The following is a 23,909-nucleotide window of genomic DNA, read 5'->3' as shown; positions in this document are numbered from 1 at the left end:
GGGCTGGCGGAATAAGGAGTCCTTTTGACAGTCAGACTCTTCGGACGTTCAGCTCCCTCACAAACATGCGTATCGCCCGCCCGCATTGCGCTACGCGCAACCCTGCAGGCGTGCCTGCTGGCCGGGGGCGTTTTTGCGCTGGACGCCACCTTGGGATCGGTATACGCGAACGCCGCGCCGACAGACGACCCTGGCGACGCCCGGAACGCCTCTCGCTCCGACGTATCCGCCACGCCGTCCGCAGGCCTTTCTCAAACACAGGTCGCTCCGGACGGAACGCCCCGTTCGTCAAATGGTAACGATGCTTCCGGCAGGCTGACGCCGGGAAATAACCCGACAACTTTCACTGCCCCCGAGGTTGAGCCGCCCATGGAGCAAACCCGTGAGAAAGACAGCGCAACCGGAGACGGTCCTGCCTCCGCGTATCCGCACTTTTCGTCTCGCGGAGCTCCCTCAAGTCAAAACCCGCCGCCTTCCGCTCAGGATGACGAAGTCCTGCTGATACATCCGACAATCATCCCCGCTCCGCAATCGACGACGCATGTCGACGCGCAGCAGGATTTGCGGCCGCCGTCCATCGCGCTGGACGGGCTGTTCGCCGCGATCGGTCAGGCCCGGATTTTCACCGACGCCAAGGCCGCCGCCGACGCTTATCCAAACCATCCGCCTTCGGAGATTTTGAAAGCTTGGCGCGAGCAGAGGGAGGAGCCGGGTTTCGATCTCAAGACCTTCGTCGCGACCTATTTCACGACGCCGGAGTTCACCTCGGCGGCTTATCAACGTACGCCGGGCGAAAACGTGCGGGATTACATCTCCGGCATGTGGAGCGTTCTTACCCGCGAGCCGGACCGACAGATTCCGTGGTCGTCGCAGTTGCCGCTGCCGAAGAAATACGTGGTGCCCGGAGGGCGTTTCAGCGAAATCTATTACTGGGACAGCTACTTCACGATGATCGGCCTGTACGAGGACGGCCGGATCGATCTGATGCGCTCGACCCTTGAAGATCTGGCCTCGTTGATTGATCGTTACGGCCACATCCCGAACGGCAGCCGAACCTATTATCTCAGCCGGTCGCAGCCGGCTTTCTTCGCCATCATGCTGGATCTGCTGGCTGGCCATGATGGGCAGGTCGTTTACACGCGTTTTCTGCCTGAGCTGCAGCGCGAATACGATTACTGGACAGACGGAGCTTCGACTTTGGAGCCCGGTCACGCCTGGCGGCATGCGGTTCGTCTGCCTGACGGCGCGTTGATGGTGAGGCCGTGGGACGACCTCGACACCCCGCGCGATGAGAGCTACCCCGAAGACATCGCCACGGCTGCGTCTACGTCTCGTCCATCGCACGAAGTGTGGCGAGATCTTCGCGCAGGCGCTGAAACCGGCTGGGATTATTCTGCCCGCTGGCTCGCCGATCACCACACGCTGTCCACGATCCACACCACGGATCTGGTGACCATCGAGATGAACTGCACCGTGGCGCATCTCGCGCAGACGCTGGCCCACGCCTACGAACTTGCGGGCGATCAGGGAAAGGCCATCCGTTACGGCGCTGACGCCAAGGCGCGCGTCGCTGCGATCAGGAAATATCTGTGGGATCCGGAGCGCGAAGCTTTCTACGACTATGACTGGAAGAAAGGGGAGCGGACAGACGTTCTTTCAGCCGCGACCGCTATGCCGTTATTTCTGCATCTGGCGACTGACGAGCAGGCTCACGCTGTGGCCCACACATTGCGGACGAAACTGCTGAAGGTTGGCGGCCTCGTCGCGACGGATATCACCAGCGGCCAGCAATGGGACGCTCCGAACGGTTGGGCGCCGCTGCAATGGATGGCGGTAAAGGGGCTTAATCAATACGGAGAAGAGGCGCTTGCGGAGGACATCGCCCGCCGCTGGATGGCGCGCGTGATCGGAACTTATGAAAAAAGCGGCGTCCTTCTGGAGAAATATGACGTGGTGGCTCCCGAGATCAGTCCTACTGGGGGCGCGGGCGGTGGCGAGTATCCGATGCAGATCGGCTTTGGGTGGACCAACGGGACGTTGCTGGGTCTGATGAACCGCTACCCCCGGAATGCGCGGCAGGTTCTCGACAGAAATCCGCTGTCGGACCAGATGTCGAAAGCGGCTGAAACGTCTGGTGGCGCGGCGACCGAGACGCCGTCGATCAAGACAGAGGCGAAACCGACGCTCGAGAACGTGGGGACGCCGAAAGATCGGGCGCATGCCGAAATGCATCCGGTCGCAGGGGCTCCGCCCAGTCATGAAGCGCGAGAAAGGTTGGGCAGCGGGCCGTCCTCCGACCAGTGACCGGCTTTTGCCTTGGGTGACGCTTGAATCTGAATCTATAGCGACGCTTTCGCGATTCAGTCGATTACCTGGCGAATGCCGTGATCAGAAGTTTTTTAGTTTTCGTTGAAAGATCGGCTGCATATTGCTGCCGTGCACGGGCTGGAGCGCCTGCAATGCGCTCCAGCCCGTATGACTCAGCCCTTCGTTCCGTCGAAAAAGTCCTTCACGCGACTGAAGAAACCTGCATGCTCGGGGCTGCCTTTCGCATGTTCGCCCGCCTCGCTCTCGAACTCCTCAAGTAATTCGCGTTGGCGTTTCGTGAGATTTTGCGGCGTTTCCACCGATACCTGAATATACATGTCGCCGCGCGACGACGAGCGAAGCACCGAAAATCCCTTGCCGCGTAGACGAAAATGCTCGCCATTTTGCGTTCCCGCCGGAATTTTCACGTTGGCGCGACCGCCGTCGATCACCGGGACCTCTATGTCCGAGCCAAGCGCCGCCTGCGCCATGCGCAACGGCACGCGGCAATAAATATTTGAGCCGTCACGCTGGAAAAGTTCGTGCTGGGCTACGCTGATATGAACATATAGGTCGCCGGGCGCGACGCCCTTGCCACCTGACTCGCCTTCGCCCGTCATGCGGATACGGGTACCGTCCTCGACGCCGGCTGGAATAGCGACGTCAAGCGTGCGGGTGCGCTGCACCGTTCCGGCGCCATGGCAGGAAACGCAGGGGTCTTTCACGACGCGCCCGGCGCCATGGCAGGTCGGGCAGGGGCGCTCGACAACGAAGAAACCCTGCTGAGCGCGAACCTTGCCCGCGCCGTGGCAGCTCGGACAGGTGTCGACACCCGCTTCGCGGTCCTTCGACCCGGTGCCCTCGCAGGCCTCACAGACCACGCGGGTCGTGACGGTGACGGTTTTTTTCACGCCAGCGAACGCTTCGGCGAGGCTGATCTCGACCTGAGTCTGGATGTCCGCGCCAGCACGCTTGGCGCGACGTCCGCCGCCCATCATGTCACCGAACATCTGCTCGAAGATGTCGCCCAGGCCGCCCGCGCCGAATCCACCGCCGCCGTTGAAGTCGAACCCGCCCCCGCCGCCTTCGAACGCAGCGTGGCCATAGCGGTCGTAGGCCGAACGCTTCTGGTCGTCTTTCAGGATGTCGTAGGCTTCGCTGATTTCCTTGAAGCGGTTTTCAGCTGATGCGTCCCCGGGGTTGCGGTCCGGGTGGTATTTCATGGCCAGTCGCCGGTACGCTTTCTTCAACTCGTCCCCGGACGCCTCTCGGGTGACTTCCAGAACGGCGTAATAATCCAGTTTAGTGGCCATAGGATCCTCGTGGGGTCCTCCCTCTTCCGGCCCGATGCGGCGGCGAGGGATTGAATGGGATAAAAAAGAAGCGTCCGCCCCGACCGGAGCGGACGCCTTGAACCATGCCGTCGGAGAGCGTCGGCTGGGGCGGCCGACCGGGTCGAAACCCGGCCGATATCAAGACGAACCCGCTCAGGATTTCTTGTCGCTAACGTCCTCGAAGTCCGCATCGACGACCTTGTCGTCGGCATGCGGGGCCGCGCCGCCGGGGGCGCCCTGCGTTTCCGCCTGTTCCGCCTTGTAGACAGCTTCGCCGATCTTCATGGCGGTCTGGGTCAGACGCTCCGTAGCGGATTTCAGAGCTTCGTCGTCCGAGCCTTCCAGAGCAGACTTCACGGCGGCCACGGCGCTTTCCGCATCGGCGCGGTCGGCGGCGGGAACCTTGTCGCCAGCTTCGGAGAGGGACTTCTCGACCTGATTGATCAGACCTTCGGCGTTGTTACGCGCCTCAACCCGCTCGCGCTTGGCCTTGTCGGCCGAGGCGTTGGCTTCGGCGTCCTTGACCATCTTGTCGATGTCGGCTTCCGACAGACCGCCAGAGGCCTGGATCTTGATCTGCTGCTCCTTGCCCGTTGCCTTGTCCTTGGCCGAGACGGACACGATGCCGTTCGCGTCGATGTCGAACGTGACCTCGATCTGCGGCACGCCGCGCGGCGCCGGGGCGATGCCCTGCAGGTCGAAGTTGCCCAGCAGCTTGTTGTCGGCCGCCATCTCACGCTCGCCCTGGAAGACCTTGATGGTCACGGCGTTCTGGTTGTCTTCAGCCGTCGAGAAGGTCTGGCTCTTCTTCGTCGGGATCGTCGTGTTGCGGTCGATCAGGCGTGTGAACACGCCGCCCAGCGTCTCGATGCCCAGAGACAGGGGAGTGACGTCGAGCAGCAGGACGTCCTTGACGTCGCCCTTCAGCACAGCGCCCTGAACAGCCGCGCCGATTGCGACGACTTCGTCCGGGTTCACGTTGCGGGCCGGGTCCTTGCCGAAGAACTCCTTAACCGCCTCGATCACCTTCGGCATGCGGGTCATGCCGCCGACGAGGATCACTTCGTCGATCTGCGAAGCCGAAACGCCCGCGTCCTTGAGCGCCGCCTTGCAGGGCTCCATCGTGCGGACGATCAGATCGTCGACGAGGCTCTCCAGCTTGGCGCGGCTCAGCTTGACGACAAGGTGCTTAGGGCCGGACGCGTCCGCCGTGATGAACGGCAGGTTGATCTCGGTCTCCTTGGAAGAAGACAGCTCGATCTTCGCCTTCTCCGCCGCTTCCTTCAGGCGCTGCAGAGCCAGCTTGTCGGAACGCAGGTCGATGCCCTGATCGCGCTTGAATTCGTCGGCCAGGAACGAAATGATTCGGTTGTCGAAGTCTTCGCCGCCCAGGAACGTGTCGCCGTTGGTCGACTTCACCTCGATGACGCCGTCGGAGATTTCCAGAACCGAGACGTCGAACGTGCCGCCGCCAAGGTCGTAGACCGCGACGGTGCCGCCGCTCTTCTTCTCAAGGCCATAGGCCAACGCAGCCGCCGTGGGCTCGTTGATGATGCGCAGGACTTCGAGGCCCGCGATCTTGCCCGCGTCCTTCGTGGCCTGACGCTGGGCGTCGTTGAAGTAAGCCGGAACGGTGATGACCGCCTGCGTGACTTTCTCGCCGAGATACGCTTCGGCGGTCTCTTTCATCTTGCCGAGAATGAAGGCGGAGATCTGCGACGGGGCGTAGCCCTTGCCGCGCCCTTCGACCCATGCGTCGCCGTTGTCGCCCTTGACGATGGAATACGGGACCAGCCCCTTGTCCTTCTGGACGGTGGCGTCGTCGAAACGACGGCCGATCAGGCGCTTCACGGCGTAAAGCGTGTTGGTGGGGTTGGTGACGGCCTGACGCTTGGCGGCCTGTCCGACCAGCATTTCCCCGCCTTCGGTGAAGGCGACCATCGACGGCGTCGTGCGCGCGCCTTCGCTGTTCTCGATAACCCGGTTCTCGCTGCCCTCGCGGATCGCGACGCAGGAATTGGTCGTGCCGAGGTCGATACCGATAACTTTGCTCATGAACTCAATCTCCTCTCAGCGGCGTCCTCCGGCCCGAAGCACCGGATGTCGCCCTTATGATTGCTGTGGCCCGTCCGTAATGCGGCGGACCGTTCAAGCTATTGCGATGTAAGATCGGTTGAGGGGCCTTGCAAGGGCGACGCCGACGGAAAACCTGTCGAAAATCCCCGCACGCCGCCTCTAACCGCTTCCACCGTGGGTGGTTACTGCCCGGCTTCCGGCGTCGCCGGAGCGGCTCCGTCGCCTTTCGCGACGACGACCATGGCGGGCTTGAGCAGCCGCCCATGGAGCGTCCACGCCGGGGTCCAGGCCTGAATCACCGTGCCGGGCTCATGCTCGGCGCTCGGCTGCTCGGCCATCGCCTGATGCAGGTTGGCGTCGAACGGCTTGCCAGCGGCGTCGTGACCGACCACGCCATGGCGCTCGAGGATGGAGATGAAGGACCGCTCCGTGCTCTCGATGCCTTCGCGCATTTTGGCCAGAATACCGTCTTCGCCTTCTGTCGCCGGGGGCAGGCTTGCAAGACCGCGCCGCAGGTTCTCCGCCGCCTCGACGACATCGCGGGCGAATTTCTGCACCGCGTATTGCCGGGCGTCGTCCACTTCCCGCTTCGCGCGGGCGCGAAGGTTCTGCATTTCAGCCTCGGAGCGGAGCCACTTGTCATGGGCCTCCGCCACTTCGGCCTCCAGCGCCTTGATGCGGGCGGCGGCGGCGTTCATCACGTCATCGCCCGTCTCGGTGGCTTCGTGGGGATGATAATGTTCTGTGCGGTCGGATTCCGCCTGCTCGGCCGGAGAGCCGACCCCGAAGGTGTCTGCTGTGTTGGTCATGGTGCAAGAATTAGGCATCCTCACCGCGCTCGGCAAGGCGCGCGTGGCTACGAAAACGTGACGAATTCGCGGCGCTCCATTGCGATACCGTTGTGTGCGGCGCTCTCGGGCGCGCTCCAAGGTTGCTTCTTAGTAACGAGGCCCCCCATGGTCCATGCGTCCGCGTGCGGCTATGGTCGCCCGCAATAGCGGAGGATTGGCCGCGCGGTTTGCGGCCGGGAGATGAGGATACGTGACGGAGACGACGAAGCAGACGATCGCGCTGGTGGACGACGACAGGAACATTCTCGCCTCCGTGCAGATGACTCTGGAGGCGGAAGGATACCAGGTCCGCACCTACACCGATGGGGAACAGGCGTTGCAGGGCATGGCGGCGCGGCCGGTCGATCTCGCCGTGCTCGACATCAAGATGCCGCGTATGGATGGCATGGAGCTCCTGCAGCGTCTGCGCGCGCGTTCCAATCTGCCGGTGATCTTTCTGTCTTCGAAGGACGAGGAAGTCGATCAGCTGATGGGCCTCAGACTGGGCGCTGACGATTATATCACCAAGCCGTTTTCCCAACGTCTGCTGATCGAGCGTATCCGCGCGTTGCTGCGGCGCAAGGAAGTCAACCGCGCTGAAGCGGCCGGAGAGAGTGCGGGCAGCACGCTCGTGCGCGGCAGCCTGACGCTTGATGAGCTGCGTCATCGCTGTCAGTGGCGCGACGCCGAAATACCTCTCACGGTGACGGAGTTTCTGCTGGTCAAGGCGCTGGCCGCCCGGACGGGTCTGGTAAAGTCCCGCGACCAGCTGATCGACGCCGCCTATGGCGACAACATTTACGTCGATGACCGCACCATCGACAGCCACATCAAGCGTCTGCGCAAGAAATTCCGGCAGGTTGACGAAGACTTCAACCAGATCGAGACGCTTTACGGCATCGGCTACCGTTACAAGGAAGACTGAGGCATGGACGCGGCGCGCCCGGGCGGCGACGGCGTCGGTCCGGAGAGGGTCGAACTGGGCGCGCCGGTCCGATCCTCGGCGCGGTCGTCCACTTTCACCGGGCCGCTTCGCGCCCTGACGAATCTGCTGCGTAAACAGTTCTCCTCGCGCTCGATAACGCGTCGGCGGTCGGACCGGCGCGCGGCTGAAGCGCTGGAGGCGTCCGAGCGTCGCCTCGTGTCCCCCCTGATGCGGCGGATACTGTTCGCGAACATGCTGCCGCTGGTCGTCTTTGGCCTGACGCTGCTGTTCCTGAATGAGTTCCGCAACAGTCTGCTGACGGGCGAGGTGCAGGCGCTCCGAGAGCAGGCGCGCATCTACGCCGGCGCGCTCGGCGAGAGCGCCGTCACGCATGCGCCGCGTTCCCGCGGTCGTGGCGGGCGCGATGAGGACGGAGCGGCGCCGCTTGGCGAAACCTACCTCCTCGAACCGTCTCTGGTCCGGCCGTTGCTGTTGCGCCTGACGGAGCCCAGCCCCAGCGCCGAGGCGCGTATCTACGCGCCGGACGGACGGCTTGTGGCCGACAGCCGGCAGGAAAAGCTGGCGCACCGCGCACCGGGCAGTCCGCCCTTACCGCCTGACGAGCAGGACGCCCCGCCCCTGCATCGCAGTTTGCTGGAACGGTTGATAAATTCAGTGATCGGAGAAGCCGACGACGGCCCGCTGACGGAAGATCGTGCCGCTGGAAAATCTGGAAGTCGCCCCGGCGCCGACAACGCGCATGATGAGGTGGAGACGCCGCCTTATATCAGGCGCACCGCCAACCGTACTCTGGTGGTAACCGTCGCAGAACCGGTGATGCATGAGGGGCAGACCGTTGGCGTAATTCAGCTTACCCGCACGGGCGAGGCGGTCGACACGTCGCTGTTCGAAATACGCTCGTCGATCCTGTCGTTGTTCCTGCTGGCGATGGCGATCATGGTGTTGTTGTCCTGGTATCTCTCCCTGACCATCGCGCGTCCATTGCTGCGGCTGGCGGCGTCTGCGCACGTGATGCGAGAAAGCTCCGGCCGCGCTGGCGCGGTGCCGGGGTGGCTGCTGAGTCGCGGCGATGAGATTGGAGACGTGGGACGGGCCCTGCAGGACAGCGCGCAGGCGTTATGGGCGCGAATGGACGCGATCGAGCGGTTCGCGGCGGACGTGTCGCACGAGATCAAAAACCCACTGACCTCGATCCGCTCGGCGATCGAGACGCTCGGCCGCGTCGAGGACGCAGAACGCCGCCGTCGTCTGTTGACCATTATCGGGGACGACGTGCGTCGACTCGACAGGTTGATCACCGACATTTCGGACGCCAGTCGGCTGGACGCCGAAATGTCGCGCGTTCAGCCGTCTCCGATCGCAGTGGCGCCGCTGCTGTCGTTGCTGGCGGAAATCAATCAGTCGACCCGCAAGCCTGGGCAGCCGGAGATCGACGTCTCCGTGGTGGACGACGATCCGGCGCGGCCCCTGCGCGCGCTCGCCGTCGAGGATCGGCTGGTGCAGGTCCTTCGCAACCTGATCGGAAACGCCGTCTCCTTTTCGCCGCCCGACGGACATATTCTTCTCGAGGCGAACGCGGCTGGCGCGATGGTGGAAATCGCCGTGTCGGACGAAGGCCCCGGCATCCCGCAGGCGAAACTCGATTCGATTTTCGACCGGTTCTATTCGGAACGCCCCCAAACCGAGAATTTCGGCCAGCATTCCGGGTTGGGCCTGTCGATCAGTCGTCAGATCATCCAGGCGCTGCGCGGGACAATCCATGCCGATAACCGCGTCGCGTCTGATGGCCGCGTACTGGGAGCCCGGTTCGTCATCCGCTTACCCCGCGTGTCCTGAGCTCAGGTGCCTGGAGGCTCAGGGCGGCGTTACACGAGGCGTCGTCGGATCGTGCTGGTGCGAGTATCCGGTTGCAGCTGGTCTAAGAGGGTATCCTAAAGTCGCGAGCGCGTTTCGATGGGTCAAAGCGCCTGCACAGAGTATTGCCCGGCGCTGTACGAGAAAGAGAGCGGGTGGGGTGTTGCGGGTGTGCCGTCATCTCAGGGCCAGACCTTTCCAAGCACGCCGAGCGCAAAGTGAACGATGGGCGAGTGTGCAAAGCCGCAGAGAGCTATGTCGCATTCCCTGTAACGTTGCGCCGTTATTCCCCCGTGTCGTGCAATCTTGAAGGGCGCGCTGGACATGACGACGACGCCCCAGGCGCGGTCGCTGTGCAGATACGGGAGTTAGCGCTGTCCCGGTGAGGCAATATGGCGCTCTCGTGATGCGTGATCTTGTCACAGAGGGCTTGCCAGCCTCGTGATTTGCGCGAACGCTTCGTTACGTTCCGGGCGAATGAAGCCGAAGGTAGGGGATTCTCGTTTACGTTCAAGCCGTGCGGTGTGGTTGCGAACCGCTATCTGGCGGGTCAACTGCGGTCGCCGTGGAACGACGCGCACGTACGGTCAGGACGGCGCATTGAAGTCTCGCTCTGTTCTTCTTGTGGAGGTTGCATTCTGACTATGCGCTGCACGACGATTCTTCCAGCCGGCTCCTGGGACGCCGCCACGGCGATCGATGTCTTCACAGCTGATTACGAGGGACGTCATCGGCGACGGATGATGCTCGATCTCGATTCAGGTTCTCGCATGTTGCTGGATCTGGAGCATACCCACCACCTCAAGGACGGCGATGGCCTCAAGCTCGAAACTGGCGGGGTCGTGCTTGTCTCGGCGCTGCCGGAGTACCTGCTTCGGGTGACGGCGGATACGGCGCACGATTTGCTGCGGGTGTCGTGGCATCTGGGTAACCGGCACCTTCCGGCGGCCATCAGTCCCGACGTCATCCTGATCCGTGACGACCACGTCATCGCTGACGTGATCCGTGGGCTGGGAGGCAAGGTGGAGGCGGTGGTCGGTCCGTTCGATCCTGAAACTGGCGCTATGCCCGGGCGCAGCGAGTCCGGGCAGGCGACTTCAGGAGCATGAAACGAGTCTGAAGCTCACGCCATCTAGGACGCGCGGCCCACGCCGCGCAGTGCGTGCAGGGTGAACACTGCGACGCTGAGCAGCACCGCTGCGAAAGTCTGGTGCAAAGTCGCCACTGGAACAGGCACGACCAGCAGCAAAGTGGTTACGCCCAGCGCATACTGCGCCAGTACGGCCCAGCCCAGCAGAATGACGCCCCGGTGGGCCCGTTCGCCCAGATTGGCGCGAGCCCCGATCAGCAGGACAAGTCCGACGCATAGCGCCGTCAGTGTCGCGAGCAGTCGATGGTCGAACTGCACCGCCGGGATATTGGCGATCCAGTTGAACCAGAACGGCGAGAGCTTTCCGTATCCCTCCGGGATCAATCGTCCTTCCATGAGAGGGAACGTGTTGTAGGAAAATCCGGCATGCGTCCCGGCGGTGAACCCGCCAGCCACGATCGTCAACGAGATCAACCCGATGGCCACGGCAAGGATTGCACGCACGCGACGCCCAGCCTGCCGGTCCGGGATGATCGACGGGCGCGGGAAGCGGATCGACAGCGCAGTCCACAGGATGGCGACGTAGAGGATGAACGCAGCACTCAGATGCAGCACGAGGCGCACCGGCTCGACGGCGGTGCTGTCAGCGCGAAAACCCGATGCGACCATGAACCAGCCGATCGCGCCCTGCAGGCCGCCGAGTACGAAGAATAGAGCCAGACGCAGGATCAGGGAGCGGGTCAGAACGCCTGTCGCCGCGAACCAGACCAGACGGAGCAGCAGATACAGACCGATCATCCGGCCCCAGAAACGATGGGTCCACTCGGCCCAGAAGATTTTCTGAAAGCCGGCGAGCCCGAACCCGTCATGCAGGATTTTGTACTGGGGAATGCCTTTGTAGAGTTCGAACTGTCTCTCCCACTCGGCATGGCTAAGCGGCGGCAGAATTCCCGTGACAGGACGCCAGTCCATGATTGACAGACCAGAACCCGTGAGGCGCGTCGCGCCGCCGAGCGCGATCATGCCGAGCAGCATGACGCAGATGGTCAGCAGCCAGTTCGATACGCGTTTTCGGTCGCGCGGCGTCATGCCGTCGAGAGGGATCGAGTCTGAGTCCTGGGCCTTCACGGAGAAAGCGGTCGCTGCGTCGGGCATGAGGCCCTTTACTCCCGCCTTGCAAGTGCGGGCAAGCCGATGCTACGGCGCAGCATGACCAGACCGCCCGACGCGCTCCGCGTCCCACGTCCGGCCGCAGGTCCTGCCGGTCCGCGCGTCCTTCTGCGTCCCGCTCTCATGCTTCTGGCGTTGACCGCTGGCGCAGTTTTGCTGCGGGAGCTTCCGTCCGCTCGCCATGTGCTCGACAGTCCGGAGCTTCTGCGCGCCGGAGCCTCTGGACGCATCGCGTTCCTTCTGTGTGGCGCGGTCTGGTGTGCGTTCGGGCTCCCCCGTCAGGCGCTCTGCTTCGCCGGAGGGGTCGCCTATGGCGTGTGGGAAGGGTCCGTTCTCAGCGTCGTGGCGACTCTGGTCGGGTGCGTGTTCGCGTTTGGTTGGGCGCGCTGGGGTGGCCGGGAGGCTGCGGCGCGATGGCTTTCCTCTCATGATCCTGCCGCTGCATCGCAGAGCGGCGGCCTGCGCGCCCGCGTGTCGCGCATGGATCGTGCGATCCAGACGCATCCCTTCACGACGATCCTGACGCTTCGGCTGCTGCCGGTCGGCTCCTCCCTTTTATTGAATATTCTTGCTGGTCTCTCGGCCGTGCGGGTGATGCCGTTTGCCGCAGCGACAGCGCTGGGCGCGGCGCCGCAAACCGTGGTGTTCGTGTTGCTCGGAGCGGGCGCACAGATCGGCGGCGGCGGTCGGATTGCTGTCGGCTGTTTCCTGTTTGCTGCGTCGGGCCTGCTCGGGTTATGGCTGTTGCGCCGTGTGGGCGAGACGGACGGTGGGACCCTGAGTCCAGACGTCTGATCCCTTTTAAGGTCGCCATCACTCGCGCCACCGTCCGGCGCGATCGCGTTTTGAGGCGTCCGGCCGCAGGAGAATCGATGAATCGGTTCATTGCATCCAGTCCGTTGGGGAGGCGTTGCGCGTGAAGTCTTGCGCTGTATCCCTGTGCGGCTACGCCAGATCGGCGCGACAGTAAGGCGCCAGCGTCCACTAGTCGGTGGTTTTTCCACCCGTCGAATACTTTCCAGCCATATCGCCCAGACCGAGATTATTCCGGAGCCTGTACATGGCCTCTCCCGTTCAGTCGCCATACACGAAGGTCGGCGGCGCATACGAGCCTCCGTCAACCACGCCGGGATGGATGCCGATCCTGCTCGGCGTGCTGACCGCCGTCGGGCCGATCTCGACGGATATCTATCTCCCTGCGTTCCCGGCGATGGTGCGTTCGCTCCATACGACGTTGGGCTCAGTGCAGATGACCCTGTCGATCTGGTTCGTTGGTCTTGCGATAGGGCAGCTCACCGTAGGCCCATTATCCGACCGCTACGGTCGTCGTGCGCCTCTGGTCGCGGGCAACGCGATCTTCGCGCTGGCGTCCGTGGTGTGCGCCATTGCACCGAATGTCGCCGTGTTCTCGGTCGCGCGCTTCGTGGCTTCCCTCGCCGCCTCGGCAAGCCTTGTCGTGCCGACGGCCTGCGTGCGGGATCTTGTGCCTGATCGCAATGCAGGCGCGCGAATGATGTCGAAGCTGGTGATGGTGATGGGCGTAGTGCCAATCCTTGCGCCGATGCTCGGCGGGCTGGTGGTCACTTTCGCGTCCTGGCGGACAATCTTCTGGGCGTCCGCTGTCTACGGCGCGATTTGCGCCTTGCTTGTGCTGCGCGTGCTGCCGGAAACGCTGCCGCGCCGCAGGCGCCAGCGCCTCTCGTCGATAATTCTGGTGAGCCGATATCTCCTGCTGCTCAGACATCGCGGGTTCCTGACTCACGCGCTGATCGGCGGTTTTTCGACGTTCATGTCCTTCAGCTACCTGACCGCCGCGTCTCCGGTTTTTATCGTCGGGTTTGGGTTTTCGCCGCTGCATTTCTCAATGCTGTTTGGCGTTTTTGCGGTCTTCATGATTGGAGCTTCGCAGGTCAACGGCATGCTGGTCGGCCGCGTCGACGCCGGGCGTATCCTGACGGGGTCGGTCCTGCTGGCGGTGATCGGGGCGCTCGCGCTGCTGGCTGTCTCCATCTGGTCACTTCACCTGCCGGCGCATCGTCACGATCATGGGGCGTCGTTGATCGTCATTCTCACGATCTGCACGATGGCGGTGGCGCTGGGCGCCACCGGATTGATCTATCCCAACGCGACGATGGGCGCGCTTGCAGACCACGCGCACATGGCCGGCGCCGCATCGGCGTTGACGGGCACGATGCAGTACGCGTTCGGGGCGCTCGCCGGAGCCCTGCTGGGCGTGCTGCCTTCAGGGACTGCGTTGCCAATGGCGGGGGGGATGTTGCTCGGCTCGCTCATGATGCTGGCAACGTTGCCATTCAGGCCGCGCTGAGCCTTGCCTTGATCCGGGGGCACCGCAGGAGTGGTCCAAGGCGCACACTCTGCCCTCTGGTGCTCTATGCTTGGCGTTTGCGCCGCGCGACCGTCTGAAAAGGAGCGTCCGGCGCAGTTAGTTGGACGATGCCGCGTCCGTGACGAAGCTTTTCCTGTGGGCGATCTCGCGTCAAAACACAGTCGGGCGTGCAGGTTGGGCTTGACGTTCGGTGCGGATGAGAGCCGTATCTTGCCGCGAATTACCCCATGGGAGGAGCGATGGCGCGTCATCCGGCAAAGCGAGCACATATGCTTGCTCTCCTTGGCGCCGCGCTGTTGATCGTGACGTTCGGAACATTGGCCATGCAGCTCGGCAACGAGATGGCGCGACATGGCCAGCTTGATCGCCAGAGCGCGGGTTCCGACCAGTATCTTCGCACCCTTAATCGGCAGGTAAGCGACGCGCGGATTTGCCATTTCGCATGGCTGGCCGAGCATTCCCCCACCGACGCCGCGTGTTTTGCAGACGCGGTGGGCAAGCTCTCGGCTGCCCGCGCCGACTTCTCCGACTTCGCGGCGACGCAGCGTCGCCTCGATCCCGAACATGACCGCAGCATCGAGCAGCTCCGTCAGGCGCTGGACCGTGTCGCAGCCTGGAAACCGGATGCGGCCCACACGCTGGGCGCGCCTGACGCCGACGCCACTCTGGTCTCACTTGACGGCGCTTTGTCACAGTTGAGCCATGCGGACACCATGGAGCGTGCGGGACGACTGGCCGACATGTTGCGGAACACCGGCTGGCAGAAGCGCCTGGACGCGCTCGGTATTGTCATCGGCGTCCTGATCATGATCACCGCTGGCTGGATTCTTGATCGCACGTCGCTTGCGGCCGCGAGGGCGGAGGCGAGCAGCCGCAATCTGGCGGCGCAGATGCGCGCGGTACTGGACAGCCTGACGATTGGCGTCGCCGTCTTCGGCACGGACGGTCAGCTCCGGCACTGGAACGATCGGCTGGGCGCCATACTGGGTTTGGAAGACGGCGTCCTGCGGCCGGGTTTGCGGTACGACGATCTCAGCTCGGCTCTGATTGTCGGGGGAACGCCGCTGCTTGAGCCGTTCGCGCATGTTGAACGAGCGCTTCGCCGGGGCGAGCTCGCCCCGCCGGTGATGGTGGAATGCAAGGGCGTTAACGGCGCAGATCTCGAGCTGTGCCGCACGGTGTTTTTCGCGCCCGATGGTGCGTCGGGTTCGGAGGACAGGCGCGGTTTCGTGCTGACCGCAAACGACATCACCCTGCGCCTGCGGAGCGAGCGTGCTCTGGGCGAGGCGCAGAAGCTGCGGGCCGTCGGGCAGCTTACTGCAGGGATCGCGCATGATTTTAAAAACCTGCTGACCGTCATTCTAGGCAATCTGGAGCTTGCCGGGGAGGCTGGCGAGGTCGGCGATGGCGAACGTGGCCGACGCTGTCTGGACTCCGCAGTTCACGCAGCGCGCCGGTCGGAGGCGCTGACTGGTCAGCTTCTGTCCTTCATGCGACGCGACAAACCCGCGTCGGACATGGTGGCGCTGGCTGATATATTTCTTCACGTCAGCGGCCTTCTGGCCCGCGTGATCGGTCCACGCATCATCGTGGATTGCGGCGAGGCGACGACTGTCTGGCCCGTACATGTGAATGCCGCACAGCTTGAAAGCGCGCTTCTCAATCTTGCGATCAACGCGCGCGACGCGATGCCGAAGGGCGGGACACTCGCAATTCGGGCCGCGAACGTGACCTTTCCGGCGGGCGTTGATCTGTTGAGTCTGCCAGTCGAGGAAGAGCGCGGGTTACGCGTGTCGTCGGAAAAGACGCCGCTTCCGGCAGGGTCGTGGATACGGATCGACGTCGCCGATAGCGGCTGCGGCATGGGGCCGGAGATTCTGCATCAACTGTTTGAGCCGTTCTTCACCACCAAGGAGGACGGCGCCGGAACCGGCCTCGGCATGGCCATGGTCGTCAGCTTCGCGCACCAGTCTGGGGGGCGCGTCGTGGTTTCCTCCGCGCCGCAGCGGGGCGCCCAAGTCACAGTCTGGTTGCCGCGCGCGAAAGCGGAGTTCATTTCCGCCCCGGTTCTGGCGGCGCCTTCTTCCGAGCGAAAGAGCAGGCGGGCGCTTGTCGTCGAGGACGATCCCGCCATCCGCGACATCGTGGCTACGATCCTGGGTCTGGCCGGGTACCGGGTGCGGGAGGCGGCGGATGGAGAGTCGGCGTTTGATGCGCTGGCTGAAGCTGGAGACGGCATCGATCTGCTGGTGACGGACGTACAGCTTCCCGGGCCGCTTGACGGTTTCTCGCTCGCGCGGGTGCTGAAAGAGCGTTACCCGGAGTTGGGCGTCGTCTGCATGTCCGGCGATTTCACCGCTGACGCGCCGCGACCTGCGGCCGCTCCGTCGGATGCGCGGCTGCTGCCCAAACCGTTCCGGCGTGACGGATTTTTGAAGGTTGTGGCGTCTGCGATGGGCGACTCTATTCCGGTTTGACGAGCCTTGCAGGGCGGCGCCGGGCAAGTTAGTGTCCCGCCCGGTTTGGCGGCAGGCGGTGTTTCCCGAAAAAAATACAACTCTATCAAATAGATAGATGAATTTCGGCGCCGATGCGGCTGGTATTCCTACGCGGGCGGGGACACAATGCAGGACATCGATCTCAAACAGTATATTCGCGGCATTCCGGATTTTCCGAAGCCCGGCATCCTGTTCTACGACATTTCGACGTTGCTGCGGAACGCCGACGCCTGGCAGCTTGCGACGGCGCGTATGGCGCGCGCCGTAGGTCCGTGGCAGCCGGATCAACTGGCGGCCATTGAATCCCGTGGTTTTCTGACCGCGGCTCCGCTTGCGACGCGTCTGGGCTGCGGCATTGTCATGCTGCGCAAGCCGGGAAAGCTGCCCGGCGACACGATTTCGCTCAGCTACGATCTCGAGTACGGCACGGATAGTCTGCATATTCAGGCGGACGCAATAAAGCCCGGTCAGCGTGTGGTCGTGACAGACGATCTTCTTGCGACGGGTGGAACGCTGGCGGCTTCGGTCGCGTTGCTTCGCAAGGCCGGGGCTGACGTTATCGGCGCGTCGGTGTTGATTGAACTGACGGCGCTGGGCGGGCGAAACAAGCTGGACGTGCCGGTCCACTCACTGCTTTCCTACGAAGAGTAGTTTTCTTTCCTCGATCAGCGACGCTCCCTGAAGCGCATGGCCGCCGCGCGTTTGAAATCGTTCAATCGGGTGCGCAGTCGGTCATGTGATTTTTTATGGCGGTAATCCACGGATTTTCGAAAGAAGCGAGAGACGGGGAGTGCGCGCCATGCCGGACCGGGAAGACAGTTATTCGCGGTCATCCGAGGTTTGTCGGCGCGTTCTGTTCTAACCGGAAACCATGACGTTTCGTGCAGGCAGAGCCGCCGGATTGCACCGCCTTGTGGCGGAGGCGTGGGATGCTGTTTCGCGACTTGGCGGACAGGGGGCTGCTTCGTGCGGCCGCCGTGTCCTCGCCGTTCTTTCCGGCGAGGGCGTTTTCAACCGGGTGCGATGGCTGATCGCTCCGGACGTGATGGCTTTCGGCTATGCGCTGAGAACCACGCTCGCTTCCCTTCTGGCGCTCGGTATAGCTCTCTGGTGGGAGCTGGGTAGCCCGCAATGGGCCGCGCTGACTGTCTGGATGATTGCACAGGGTACGCGCGGCAAGTCGATCGCCAAGGCGCGATGGCATCTGTTCGGTATGATCGTCGGCGGAATAGCCGGGGTGGCGCTGGTCGCCGCGTGCCCGCAGCAGCCAGCGCTTTTCATTCTGTTGCTTGCCGCGTGCGTAGGCGGTTTCTGCTTTGTGGGAACGCTGCTTCCCGGTCCGCCGACGATGACCAATTACCGTATTCACGGAATGCGGGCGAGCGGCTTCACCTGTGTGATTATCTCGCTTGACGGCATTGCCGCTCCTGAGCGGATTTTCGATGTCGCCATGGCGCGCCTTACGTACATAACGCTGGGCGTAGTCATCGAAACGGTTGTGTCATCCCTGTTCCAGTATCGCCTGCAGGATCGCGCGCGGTCGCGGCTGGCGGACAATTTCATCACGGCGATCGGGCGCACGACCGGCCTGCTGAGGCGCATGTTGTCGGGCGAAGAGGCGGCGTTACGTTCATCCGCAGACCTTTTGGCGACGCTTGCTTCGATGGGCGATCAGGTCGAGTTCGCCGAAGTTGAACTCGGCGGGCGCCGTGGCCACGAAGGCGACCATGCACGGGCTGCGATGGCGGCCGTGACGGCTCTTTTCGCCCGGGGGCTGGACCTTCAGGCTCTGCTTGCCGACCCCGCTTCCTATGGGGAGGTATGGAAGCGACTTTCGGCGCAGACTTGCGATTTTCTTGAGCCGCTCGCGGAACGTCTGCACGCGGCTGACGGTTTTGCGGCGGTCATGGCGGATCTTGCGACCTTGCGCGCCGCGATCCGTATCGAGGCCGCGACCTGTCTTGAATCAGAGATGAAGATCGTCACCAGTCCTCCGGTTGACGTCGGGCGGGAAATTTCGATCACGAGGCAGGGGCAGGCGCTGCATACGCTTGGTCAGATGTGCGATGAGCTCAATTATGCGCTGACCCAGTTCGACCTGAGCCGCAATCCGCAATCTCATGACGCGTTTCATTACGCCATGCGCACCTGGCGGGATTGGCGCGTCGCGATCGGCAACAGTATGCGTGCTTCGGTCAGCGTGTTCATCGCAGGCATGATCTGGGTGGCCACGGCGTGGCCGGACGGGCTGACGTTTCTGATGTTCGTGGGCATCGTCTCCAGTCTGTTCTCGACTCTGGAGACGCCTGCGATGGCGACCCGCGCCTTTCTTCACGGAGCGCTCTGCGTGTCCGTCGTGGCGATGGTTGTTGCGTTCTATGTCGTCCCTGCCGTCACGACGTATGAACTTCTCGCCGCAGGACTGGCTTTGCCGATGATGATTGGAGGGCTGGCCTTCGCCAATCCCGCGATGGTCCTTGGCGCCGTCGCCTACAACCTCTTTCTCACCATTCTTGTCGGTCCGCTGAATGGCGGGCGTCTCGATGAAATTAGTTTTTTCAACACCGCTGTTCCGCTGGTTCTGGCGATGGCGTTCTGCACCTGGATGTATCGGGTGTTCCTGCCGCTGGATCCGGACGGGGTGCGTTGGGATATGCGGCGTCGCATTCTGGGCACTCTACGACGTCTGGCCAGTCGTCGCCTGCCGATGACCCGGGCTGATCTGATCGGTCTGACGGTGGAGCGGATGCTGAAGCTGCTCAACACTTCAGGGGGCGAACGGGGACCGGTGGTCGACGCCTATCTCGGCGGAGTTCTGTCCGGAATGACGGTCGGCATGGCGATCATCAACCTGCGCGCGATTTTGGCGCGCGGGATGACGCCGCCGGACGTGCAGCGCGCATTGCGTCAGACATTGGCGCGGATGGCGCGTTTCAGCGGGCGGTATGGCGGGCAGTATGGAAGAACGGCGCGGGCCACTGATCTGGCGGTTGCGCTGCTTGTTCGCCGGGAGCAGCACGAGGCGAGCATGACACAACGCGTCGAAATCCTGCGCGCCCTGGCCAGCCTACGGGTTATTTCGGCGGAATTGCAGACCAGTCGATCTTTCTTTGACGCGTCCAGTCCGTATCTCGACCCGGTGTATCGGTGACGATCGCCCGCCGGACGCCTGTCGCGTCGGCGGGCGCAAGGATCACATCTTGTCGAGTTCGCGGACGATGGCCTCGCCCATAACGTCGGTGCCGACGCGTGCGAGGCCGGGGCTCATGATGTCCGCAGTGCGCAGGCCTGTGGCGAGGACGGCCGCGACCGCCGCCTCGATCATGTCGGCTTCGGCCTGCAGATCGAACGAATAGCGCAGCAGCATTGCGAACGACAGGATCTGTGCGATCGGGTTCGCAATGCCCTGCCCGGCGATGTCGGGCGCGCTGCCGTGGATCGGTTCGTAAAGCGCCGGGCGGCGGCCGTCTTCCTGCACAGCGCCGAGCGTCGCCGAGGGGAGCATGCCGAGGCTGCCGGTCAACATGGAGGCGAGATCGGACAGCAGGTCGCCGAACAGGTTGCCGGTGACGATCACGTCGAACTGGGCCGGGTTGCGGACCAGTTGCATGGCGCAGTTGTCGGCCAGCATGTGCGAAAGCTTCACGTCGGAATATTCGCGGGCGTGGAGATCGGTCACGACCTCTTTCCACAGCAGGCCGCTTTCCATGACGTTGCACTTCTCGACCGAGCAGACCGAGTTGTTGCGCTTGCGAGCCAGATCGAAAGCCACGCGCGCGACGCGCTCGATCTCGCTGGTCGTATAGACCTCGGTGTTGATCCCGCGCTTTTCGCCGTTGGGCAGGGTCTCGATCCCGCGCGGTTCGCCGAAATAGATGCCGCCCACGGTCTCGCGGACGATCATGATGTCGAGCCCCTTGATGACGTCGGACTTCAGCGTGCTGGCGTCAACGAGTGCGTCGAAGACCTTGGCGGGGCGCAGGTTGGCGAAAAGGCCCAGTTCCTGACGGAGCTTCAGGATCGCCACTTCCGGACGCTTGTCGAAACCGACGTGAGACCACGCCGGATCGCCAACGGAGCCGAACAGCACGGCGTCGGCGGCGCGAGCTTTTTCGACGACCTCGTCACGGATCGGCACGCCGTATTCGGCGAGAGACGCTCCGCCGACGAGGTCCTCGTCGATCTCGAAGGCAATGTTGCGTTTGCGGCTCAGCCATGCCGTAACGCGCGCGACTTCGCGCATGACTTCGGGACCGATGCCGTCGCCGGGCAGAATCAGCAGTTTCTTGGTGCTCATGATCTTCTCCGGCCTTGGCTGTCCCGCTCGGGGTCGCGGTCCACGTCCGACGTCGGTCGGCGCGCACATTTCGTTCTTTCTGGAAGCGCATCTTTTCGCCCGGAAACATGGCGTCTCCGGCCCGCGCGAACAGACGGTTTGAAGTCCGCGTGCTTACCAGCGCTCACCCCAAGTTTCAATGCGCAGCGGCGGTAGACCGCCGCGCGCAGAGTGTGCGGCGCAAAAATCAGGGCGGCGGTGGCGGGGTCCGGCTGGTCGGCAGGAACGGGTCCGCGTCGGGCGGCAGCCCTCCCGACGCGTCGCCGCCAGGCAGAAAGCGGGTCTGAGGGAAGGCTTCAGGGCAGTTTTCCCGGATCCACGAGACGATCCCCTCGCGCAGCGCGCAGCGGAGATCCCAGCTTCTTACGGCGGTGCGCGCGCCCGCCGTGATGCGGATCATGATCGTACGGTCCGTCGCGTCGGCGACCTGCACGCTGAAGTCCTTGCCGTTCCATTCGGGGCATGTCCGCACGATTTCAGCAAGCCGGGCGCGGATGCGGTCCATTGGGGCGACGAAGTCGAGATAGAGATAAACCGCGCCGACCAGTTCGGCGGAGTTGTAGGTCCAGTTCTCGAACGGATTATCCAGGAAGTAGGAAAGCGGGACGATTCTGCGGCGCTTGTCCCAGGCGCGCAACACGACATACGTGGCGTTGATTTCTTCCACCCATGTCCAGTCTCCGTTGAAGGAGATCATGTCGCCCATGCGAATGGGCTGCGTCACCGCGATCTGTACGCCGGCGATCAGGTTGGAGAGCACGGAACGGGCGGCGAGACCGACGATGATCGAGGCCGCCCCGGCCGAGGCCAGCAGGCTCAATCCGTATTGGCGCACCGGCTCGAAAGTCATCAGCGCCGCGCCGACGGTCAGTACGCCGATGACGATTTCCGCCATACGCTGCATCAGGCGGACCTGCGTCAGATGCTTGCGCCCCTGAATATCTTCTTCCCGGTCGTCGCCCGAGGCGCTCCAGCGTGTGGTGTAGGCCGAGGCGGTGATGCGCGCGCCGAGACCAAGGCCAAGGCCGAGCGAGATCACCAGCACGACCCCGAGCAGATGCGCCAGTCGCTCGAGCATGACCGTGGAAAAATCCAGCGCCGGTAGCGCCGAGAGCATCACTGTAGATGCTATGACAAGTTGGATCGGGTGGCGCAGCCCGCTGGCGAACGCGTGGATGAACGCGCCCCGGCGCTGGCCCTTCAGGCGGGCGAGGATGCGGTTGGCGACGATGCCGCAGGCCAGTGCGGAGAGGCCGCCGAGGCCAAAGAGGATGAGGAGGGAGGCGAAAACGGGAGGAAGCCAGTCGAACATGCGGCGAAGATCTGTAAGCGCCGAGATGTAGTCATGCCTCACGCAATCGCTCTCCTTGAAGGGGGCCTCAACAGGCAGTGGTGTGCTGCGACGCCCGAAAAATCGGCCTGGCGTCTGTCCCGCATTCGGCTGCGGGTTTTCATCAGGCGAACGTTACGCCTGTCAATCGCTCGGATACGTCCCACAGGCGACGAGCGGTCGCCGTGCCACGCGCCGAAGGCGGGATAATCGCGAGGCCAGGCGGTCCGCGCCGTTCGCCCCGGTCGGTGGGGCCGTAATACAATCCGTCTTCTGCTTTTGGCGATGCCGCAGCATAGATGATGGGGCGGGCGCCGTCCTCCGCCGATTGACCTAACGCACCGAACGCGAGCGAGATCACTCGCTCCGACAGTTTTGCTCGCAACGCTGTGGCGCCGAGCGAAGGGCCGTTGAGGCCGATGCTGGTGCGTGACCATCCGGGATGCGCCGCCCGTACGTGCAGGGGCAATCCGTTTGCATGGGCCTTGCGCGCGAGTTCTGTCGCGAACAGGAGGTTCGCCAGCTTGCTCTGGCGGTATGCGGTGAAGGCGCTGTAGGGATAGCGGGATTGCAGGTCGTCGAACTGGATGCGTCCGCGCCATGCGGCGAGGCTCGCGACCGGGACGACCGTGGCGCCGCCCGGCGCGGCGCGCAGAAGCGGCATCAGACGTGCGGTCAGCGCGAAGTGCCCCAGATGGTTGACGCCGAGTTGCAGCTCGAAGCCGTCAGCGGTTTCCTGCCGCATAGGTGGAGCCATGACGCCCGCGTTGTTGACGAGGATGTCGAGCGCGGCCTCTTTCCCGGCGAAAGCGCTGGCGAAGGCCGCCACGTCGTCAAGCGAGGCGAGGTCAAGGAAAGCCGTCTCTGCCTGCGCGTGGGGGATACGGGCTTTCAGGCGAGCCAGCGCTTCCTCGTTACGTGTCGGATTGCGTGCGGCGAGGACCACGCGAGCGCCCAGAGCAGCGAGGCCGCATGCGACCTCGAAGCCGAGGCCGCTGTTGGCGCCGGTCACCAGAGCCAGCTTGCCGTCAAGGCGTGTCATCTCGGGTTGCATCATCGCTGCACCTCGTCGTCTGACGCCGTCGGCGCCCCCGTTATCCGTCGCCGGACGGTCTTGTCAGTGTTTCAGGCTGGCGTCCTTCTCGGCCGCCTCCTGCGCTTCTGCAATCAGCCGATGCTCATTCTTCTTCAGAAAGAGGAACCCTCCGGCGATCCCGGCGATCGCAAGCGCTGCGGCGCCATAAGCGATCGGGCCAGACAATTGAAGCACTTCGTGCCCGAGATAATAGGTGCAGAGCGAATAGCCGCCGGCCCACAGGATGCCGCCTAGGGCGTTGTAGAACAGGAACGTATGCCAGGGCATATGGTTCGCCCCTGCGAGCAGCGCGACGAAAACGCGCAGCACGGCGATGAAGCGGCCAAAGAAAACGACCACGCCGCCGTGCCGTCGGAAGATATAACGTCCGACCAGCAGACGCTCAGGCGTCAGACCCACCTTTCCGCCGTAACGGCGCAGCATTCTGAAGCCGAGGGCCTTGCCGATGAGAAAGCCGAAATTGTCGCCCATGATGGCGCCGATCACCGCAGCCCCGGCGACCCAGTAGATGTCGAGCTTGTGTGTCGTCGCGCAGTAGAGCGCGGCGGTGATGATCAGGCTCTCGGCTGGCAGCGGCAGGCCCATGCTCTCCAGCATGACGACGACGCCTATCACGCCGTAGCCGTATTGGGAGAAGAGCGAATCCAGAAAATGTAACAGCGTCAGGCGCCCCGTGCTGGTCGAGCAAAGCGCCT

At 63.6% G+C, this 23,909-nt stretch carries 17 protein-coding genes; 9 read left to right on the top strand and 8 right to left on the bottom strand.

Annotated features, from left to right (window positions below):
* The first annotated feature begins 24 nt into the window (after positions 1-24).
* Positions 25-2,304 (top strand): alpha,alpha-trehalase TreF, encoded by a 2,280-nt coding sequence (gene treF, locus HK28_RS03170; RefSeq protein ID WP_233140315.1) that lies wholly within the window; start codon positions 25-27, stop codon positions 2,302-2,304.
* 176 nt (positions 2,305-2,480) lie between these two features.
* Here the strand turns inward: treF and dnaJ are convergent, their stop codons facing one another.
* The 3 genes from dnaJ to HK28_RS03155 form a co-directional block, all read right to left on the bottom strand.
* Complete coding sequence (gene dnaJ, locus HK28_RS03165; protein ID WP_086643167.1) at positions 2,481-3,620, bottom strand: molecular chaperone DnaJ; 1,140 nt, start codon at positions 3,618-3,620, stop codon at positions 2,481-2,483.
* A gap of 174 nt (positions 3,621-3,794) precedes the next feature.
* Positions 3,795-5,696 (bottom strand): molecular chaperone DnaK, encoded by a 1,902-nt coding sequence (dnaK, locus tag HK28_RS03160; RefSeq protein WP_086643166.1) that lies wholly within the window; start codon positions 5,694-5,696, stop codon positions 3,795-3,797.
* 203 nt (positions 5,697-5,899) lie between these two features.
* Entirely contained in the window at positions 5,900-6,526 is a 627-nt protein-coding gene (locus tag HK28_RS03155; RefSeq protein WP_086643165.1) for a nucleotide exchange factor GrpE, read from the bottom strand.
* 232 nt (positions 6,527-6,758) lie between these two features.
* Between HK28_RS03155 and HK28_RS03150 the strand changes: the two genes are divergently transcribed.
* The 3 genes from HK28_RS03150 (at position 6,759) to HK28_RS03140 (ending at position 10,456) form a co-directional block, all read left to right on the top strand.
* Positions 6,759-7,472: a response regulator transcription factor gene (locus HK28_RS03150; RefSeq protein ID WP_086643164.1), complete on the top strand. Its 714-nt coding sequence runs from the start codon at positions 6,759-6,761 to the stop codon at positions 7,470-7,472.
* 228 nt (positions 7,473-7,700) lie between these two features.
* Entirely contained in the window at positions 7,701-9,329 is a 1,629-nt protein-coding gene (locus HK28_RS03145; protein ID WP_233140322.1) for a stimulus-sensing domain-containing protein, read from the top strand.
* Between the two features lie 662 nt (positions 9,330-9,991).
* Positions 9,992-10,456 (top strand): urease accessory protein UreE, encoded by a 465-nt coding sequence (locus tag HK28_RS03140; RefSeq protein ID WP_086643162.1) that lies wholly within the window; start codon positions 9,992-9,994, stop codon positions 10,454-10,456.
* Positions 10,457-10,479: 23 nt separating this feature from the next.
* Here the strand turns inward: HK28_RS03140 and HK28_RS03135 are convergent, their stop codons facing one another.
* Positions 10,480-11,526, bottom strand: coding sequence for a COX15/CtaA family protein (locus HK28_RS03135; RefSeq protein WP_086643227.1), 1,047 nt, complete (start codon positions 11,524-11,526; stop codon positions 10,480-10,482).
* A gap of 120 nt (positions 11,527-11,646) precedes the next feature.
* Between HK28_RS03135 and HK28_RS03130 the strand changes: the two genes are divergently transcribed.
* The 5 genes from HK28_RS03130 to HK28_RS03110 all read left to right on the top strand — a co-directional run bounded on the left by HK28_RS03130 (position 11,647) and on the right by HK28_RS03110 (position 19,603).
* The gene (locus HK28_RS03130) at positions 11,647-12,402 is read left to right on the top strand and encodes a TVP38/TMEM64 family protein (protein ID WP_233140314.1); all 756 of its coding nucleotides are present in this window, start codon (positions 11,647-11,649) and stop codon (positions 12,400-12,402) included.
* 265 nt (positions 12,403-12,667) lie between these two features.
* Positions 12,668-13,933, top strand: coding sequence for a multidrug effflux MFS transporter (locus tag HK28_RS03125; RefSeq protein WP_086643161.1), 1,266 nt, complete (start codon positions 12,668-12,670; stop codon positions 13,931-13,933).
* 260 nt (positions 13,934-14,193) lie between these two features.
* Positions 14,194-16,431: an ATP-binding protein gene (locus HK28_RS03120; RefSeq protein ID WP_086643160.1), complete on the top strand. Its 2,238-nt coding sequence runs from the start codon at positions 14,194-14,196 to the stop codon at positions 16,429-16,431.
* Between the two features lie 147 nt (positions 16,432-16,578).
* The gene (locus tag HK28_RS03115) at positions 16,579-17,103 is read left to right on the top strand and encodes an adenine phosphoribosyltransferase (protein WP_086643159.1); all 525 of its coding nucleotides are present in this window, start codon (positions 16,579-16,581) and stop codon (positions 17,101-17,103) included.
* A 220-nt stretch (positions 17,104-17,323) separates the two neighbouring features.
* Positions 17,324-19,603: an FUSC family protein gene (locus tag HK28_RS03110; protein WP_086643158.1), complete on the top strand. Its 2,280-nt coding sequence runs from the start codon at positions 17,324-17,326 to the stop codon at positions 19,601-19,603.
* A gap of 42 nt (positions 19,604-19,645) precedes the next feature.
* Here HK28_RS03110 and leuB read toward each other — a convergent pair whose 3' ends face one another.
* From leuB to HK28_RS03090, 4 genes are all read right to left on the bottom strand, one after another.
* The gene (gene leuB, locus HK28_RS03105) at positions 19,646-20,749 is read right to left on the bottom strand and encodes a 3-isopropylmalate dehydrogenase (protein ID WP_086643157.1); all 1,104 of its coding nucleotides are present in this window, start codon (positions 20,747-20,749) and stop codon (positions 19,646-19,648) included.
* Between the two features lie 226 nt (positions 20,750-20,975).
* Complete coding sequence (locus HK28_RS03100) at positions 20,976-22,142, bottom strand: mechanosensitive ion channel family protein (RefSeq protein ID WP_086643156.1); 1,167 nt, start codon at positions 22,140-22,142, stop codon at positions 20,976-20,978.
* A gap of 100 nt (positions 22,143-22,242) precedes the next feature.
* Positions 22,243-23,175 carry an SDR family oxidoreductase gene (locus HK28_RS03095; protein WP_086643155.1) on the bottom strand — a complete coding sequence of 311 codons (933 nt, stop codon included), beginning with the start codon at positions 23,173-23,175 and terminating at the stop codon, positions 22,243-22,245.
* Positions 23,176-23,235: 60 nt separating this feature from the next.
* Positions 23,236-23,811 carry a DedA family protein gene (locus tag HK28_RS03090; RefSeq protein ID WP_086643154.1) on the bottom strand — a complete coding sequence of 192 codons (576 nt, stop codon included), beginning with the start codon at positions 23,809-23,811 and terminating at the stop codon, positions 23,236-23,238.
* Positions 23,812-23,909: the final 98 nt, after the last annotated feature.

The organism is Acetobacter sp. DsW_063 (assembly GCF_002153745.1).
In the GTDB taxonomy this organism is placed as follows: Bacteria; Pseudomonadota; Alphaproteobacteria; order Acetobacterales; family Acetobacteraceae; genus Acetobacter.
The sequence above is the reverse complement of the archived record's forward strand: the minus strand, read 5'-3'. Positions and strand labels throughout refer to the sequence as shown.

Bases quoted from the DNA above. Each gene is read 5' to 3' on its own strand.
- leuB (WP_086643157.1), bottom strand. From the start codon at position 20,749: ATGAGCACCAAGAAACTGCTGATTCTGCCCGGCGACGGCATCGGTCCC.
- HK28_RS03130 (WP_233140314.1), top strand. From the start codon at position 11,647: ATGACCAGACCGCCCGACGCGCTCCGCGTCCCACGTCCGGCCGCAGGT.
- HK28_RS03120 (WP_086643160.1), top strand. From the start codon at position 14,194: ATGGCGCGTCATCCGGCAAAGCGAGCACATATGCTTGCTCTCCTTGGC.
- HK28_RS03145 (WP_233140322.1), top strand. From the start codon at position 7,701: ATGCGGCGGATACTGTTCGCGAACATGCTGCCGCTGGTCGTCTTTGGC.
- HK28_RS03155 (WP_086643165.1), bottom strand. From the start codon at position 6,526: ATGACCAACACAGCAGACACCTTCGGGGTCGGCTCTCCGGCCGAGCAG.
- HK28_RS03090 (WP_086643154.1), bottom strand. From the start codon at position 23,811: ATGCTGGAGAGCATGGGCCTGCCGCTGCCAGCCGAGAGCCTGATCATC.
- HK28_RS03125 (WP_086643161.1), top strand. From the start codon at position 12,668: ATGGCCTCTCCCGTTCAGTCGCCATACACGAAGGTCGGCGGCGCATAC.
- HK28_RS03110 (WP_086643158.1), top strand. From the start codon at position 17,324: ATGACGTTTCGTGCAGGCAGAGCCGCCGGATTGCACCGCCTTGTGGCG.
- dnaJ (WP_086643167.1), bottom strand. From the start codon at position 3,620: ATGGCCACTAAACTGGATTATTACGCCGTTCTGGAAGTCACCCGAGAG.
- HK28_RS03140 (WP_086643162.1), top strand. From the start codon at position 9,992: ATGCGCTGCACGACGATTCTTCCAGCCGGCTCCTGGGACGCCGCCACG.
- HK28_RS03115 (WP_086643159.1), top strand. From the start codon at position 16,579: ATGCAGGACATCGATCTCAAACAGTATATTCGCGGCATTCCGGATTTT.
- HK28_RS03095 (WP_086643155.1), bottom strand. From the start codon at position 23,175: ATGATGCAACCCGAGATGACACGCCTTGACGGCAAGCTGGCTCTGGTG.
- dnaK (WP_086643166.1), bottom strand. From the start codon at position 5,696: ATGAGCAAAGTTATCGGTATCGACCTCGGCACGACCAATTCCTGCGTC.
- HK28_RS03135 (WP_086643227.1), bottom strand. From the start codon at position 11,526: ATGACGCCGCGCGACCGAAAACGCGTATCGAACTGGCTGCTGACCATC.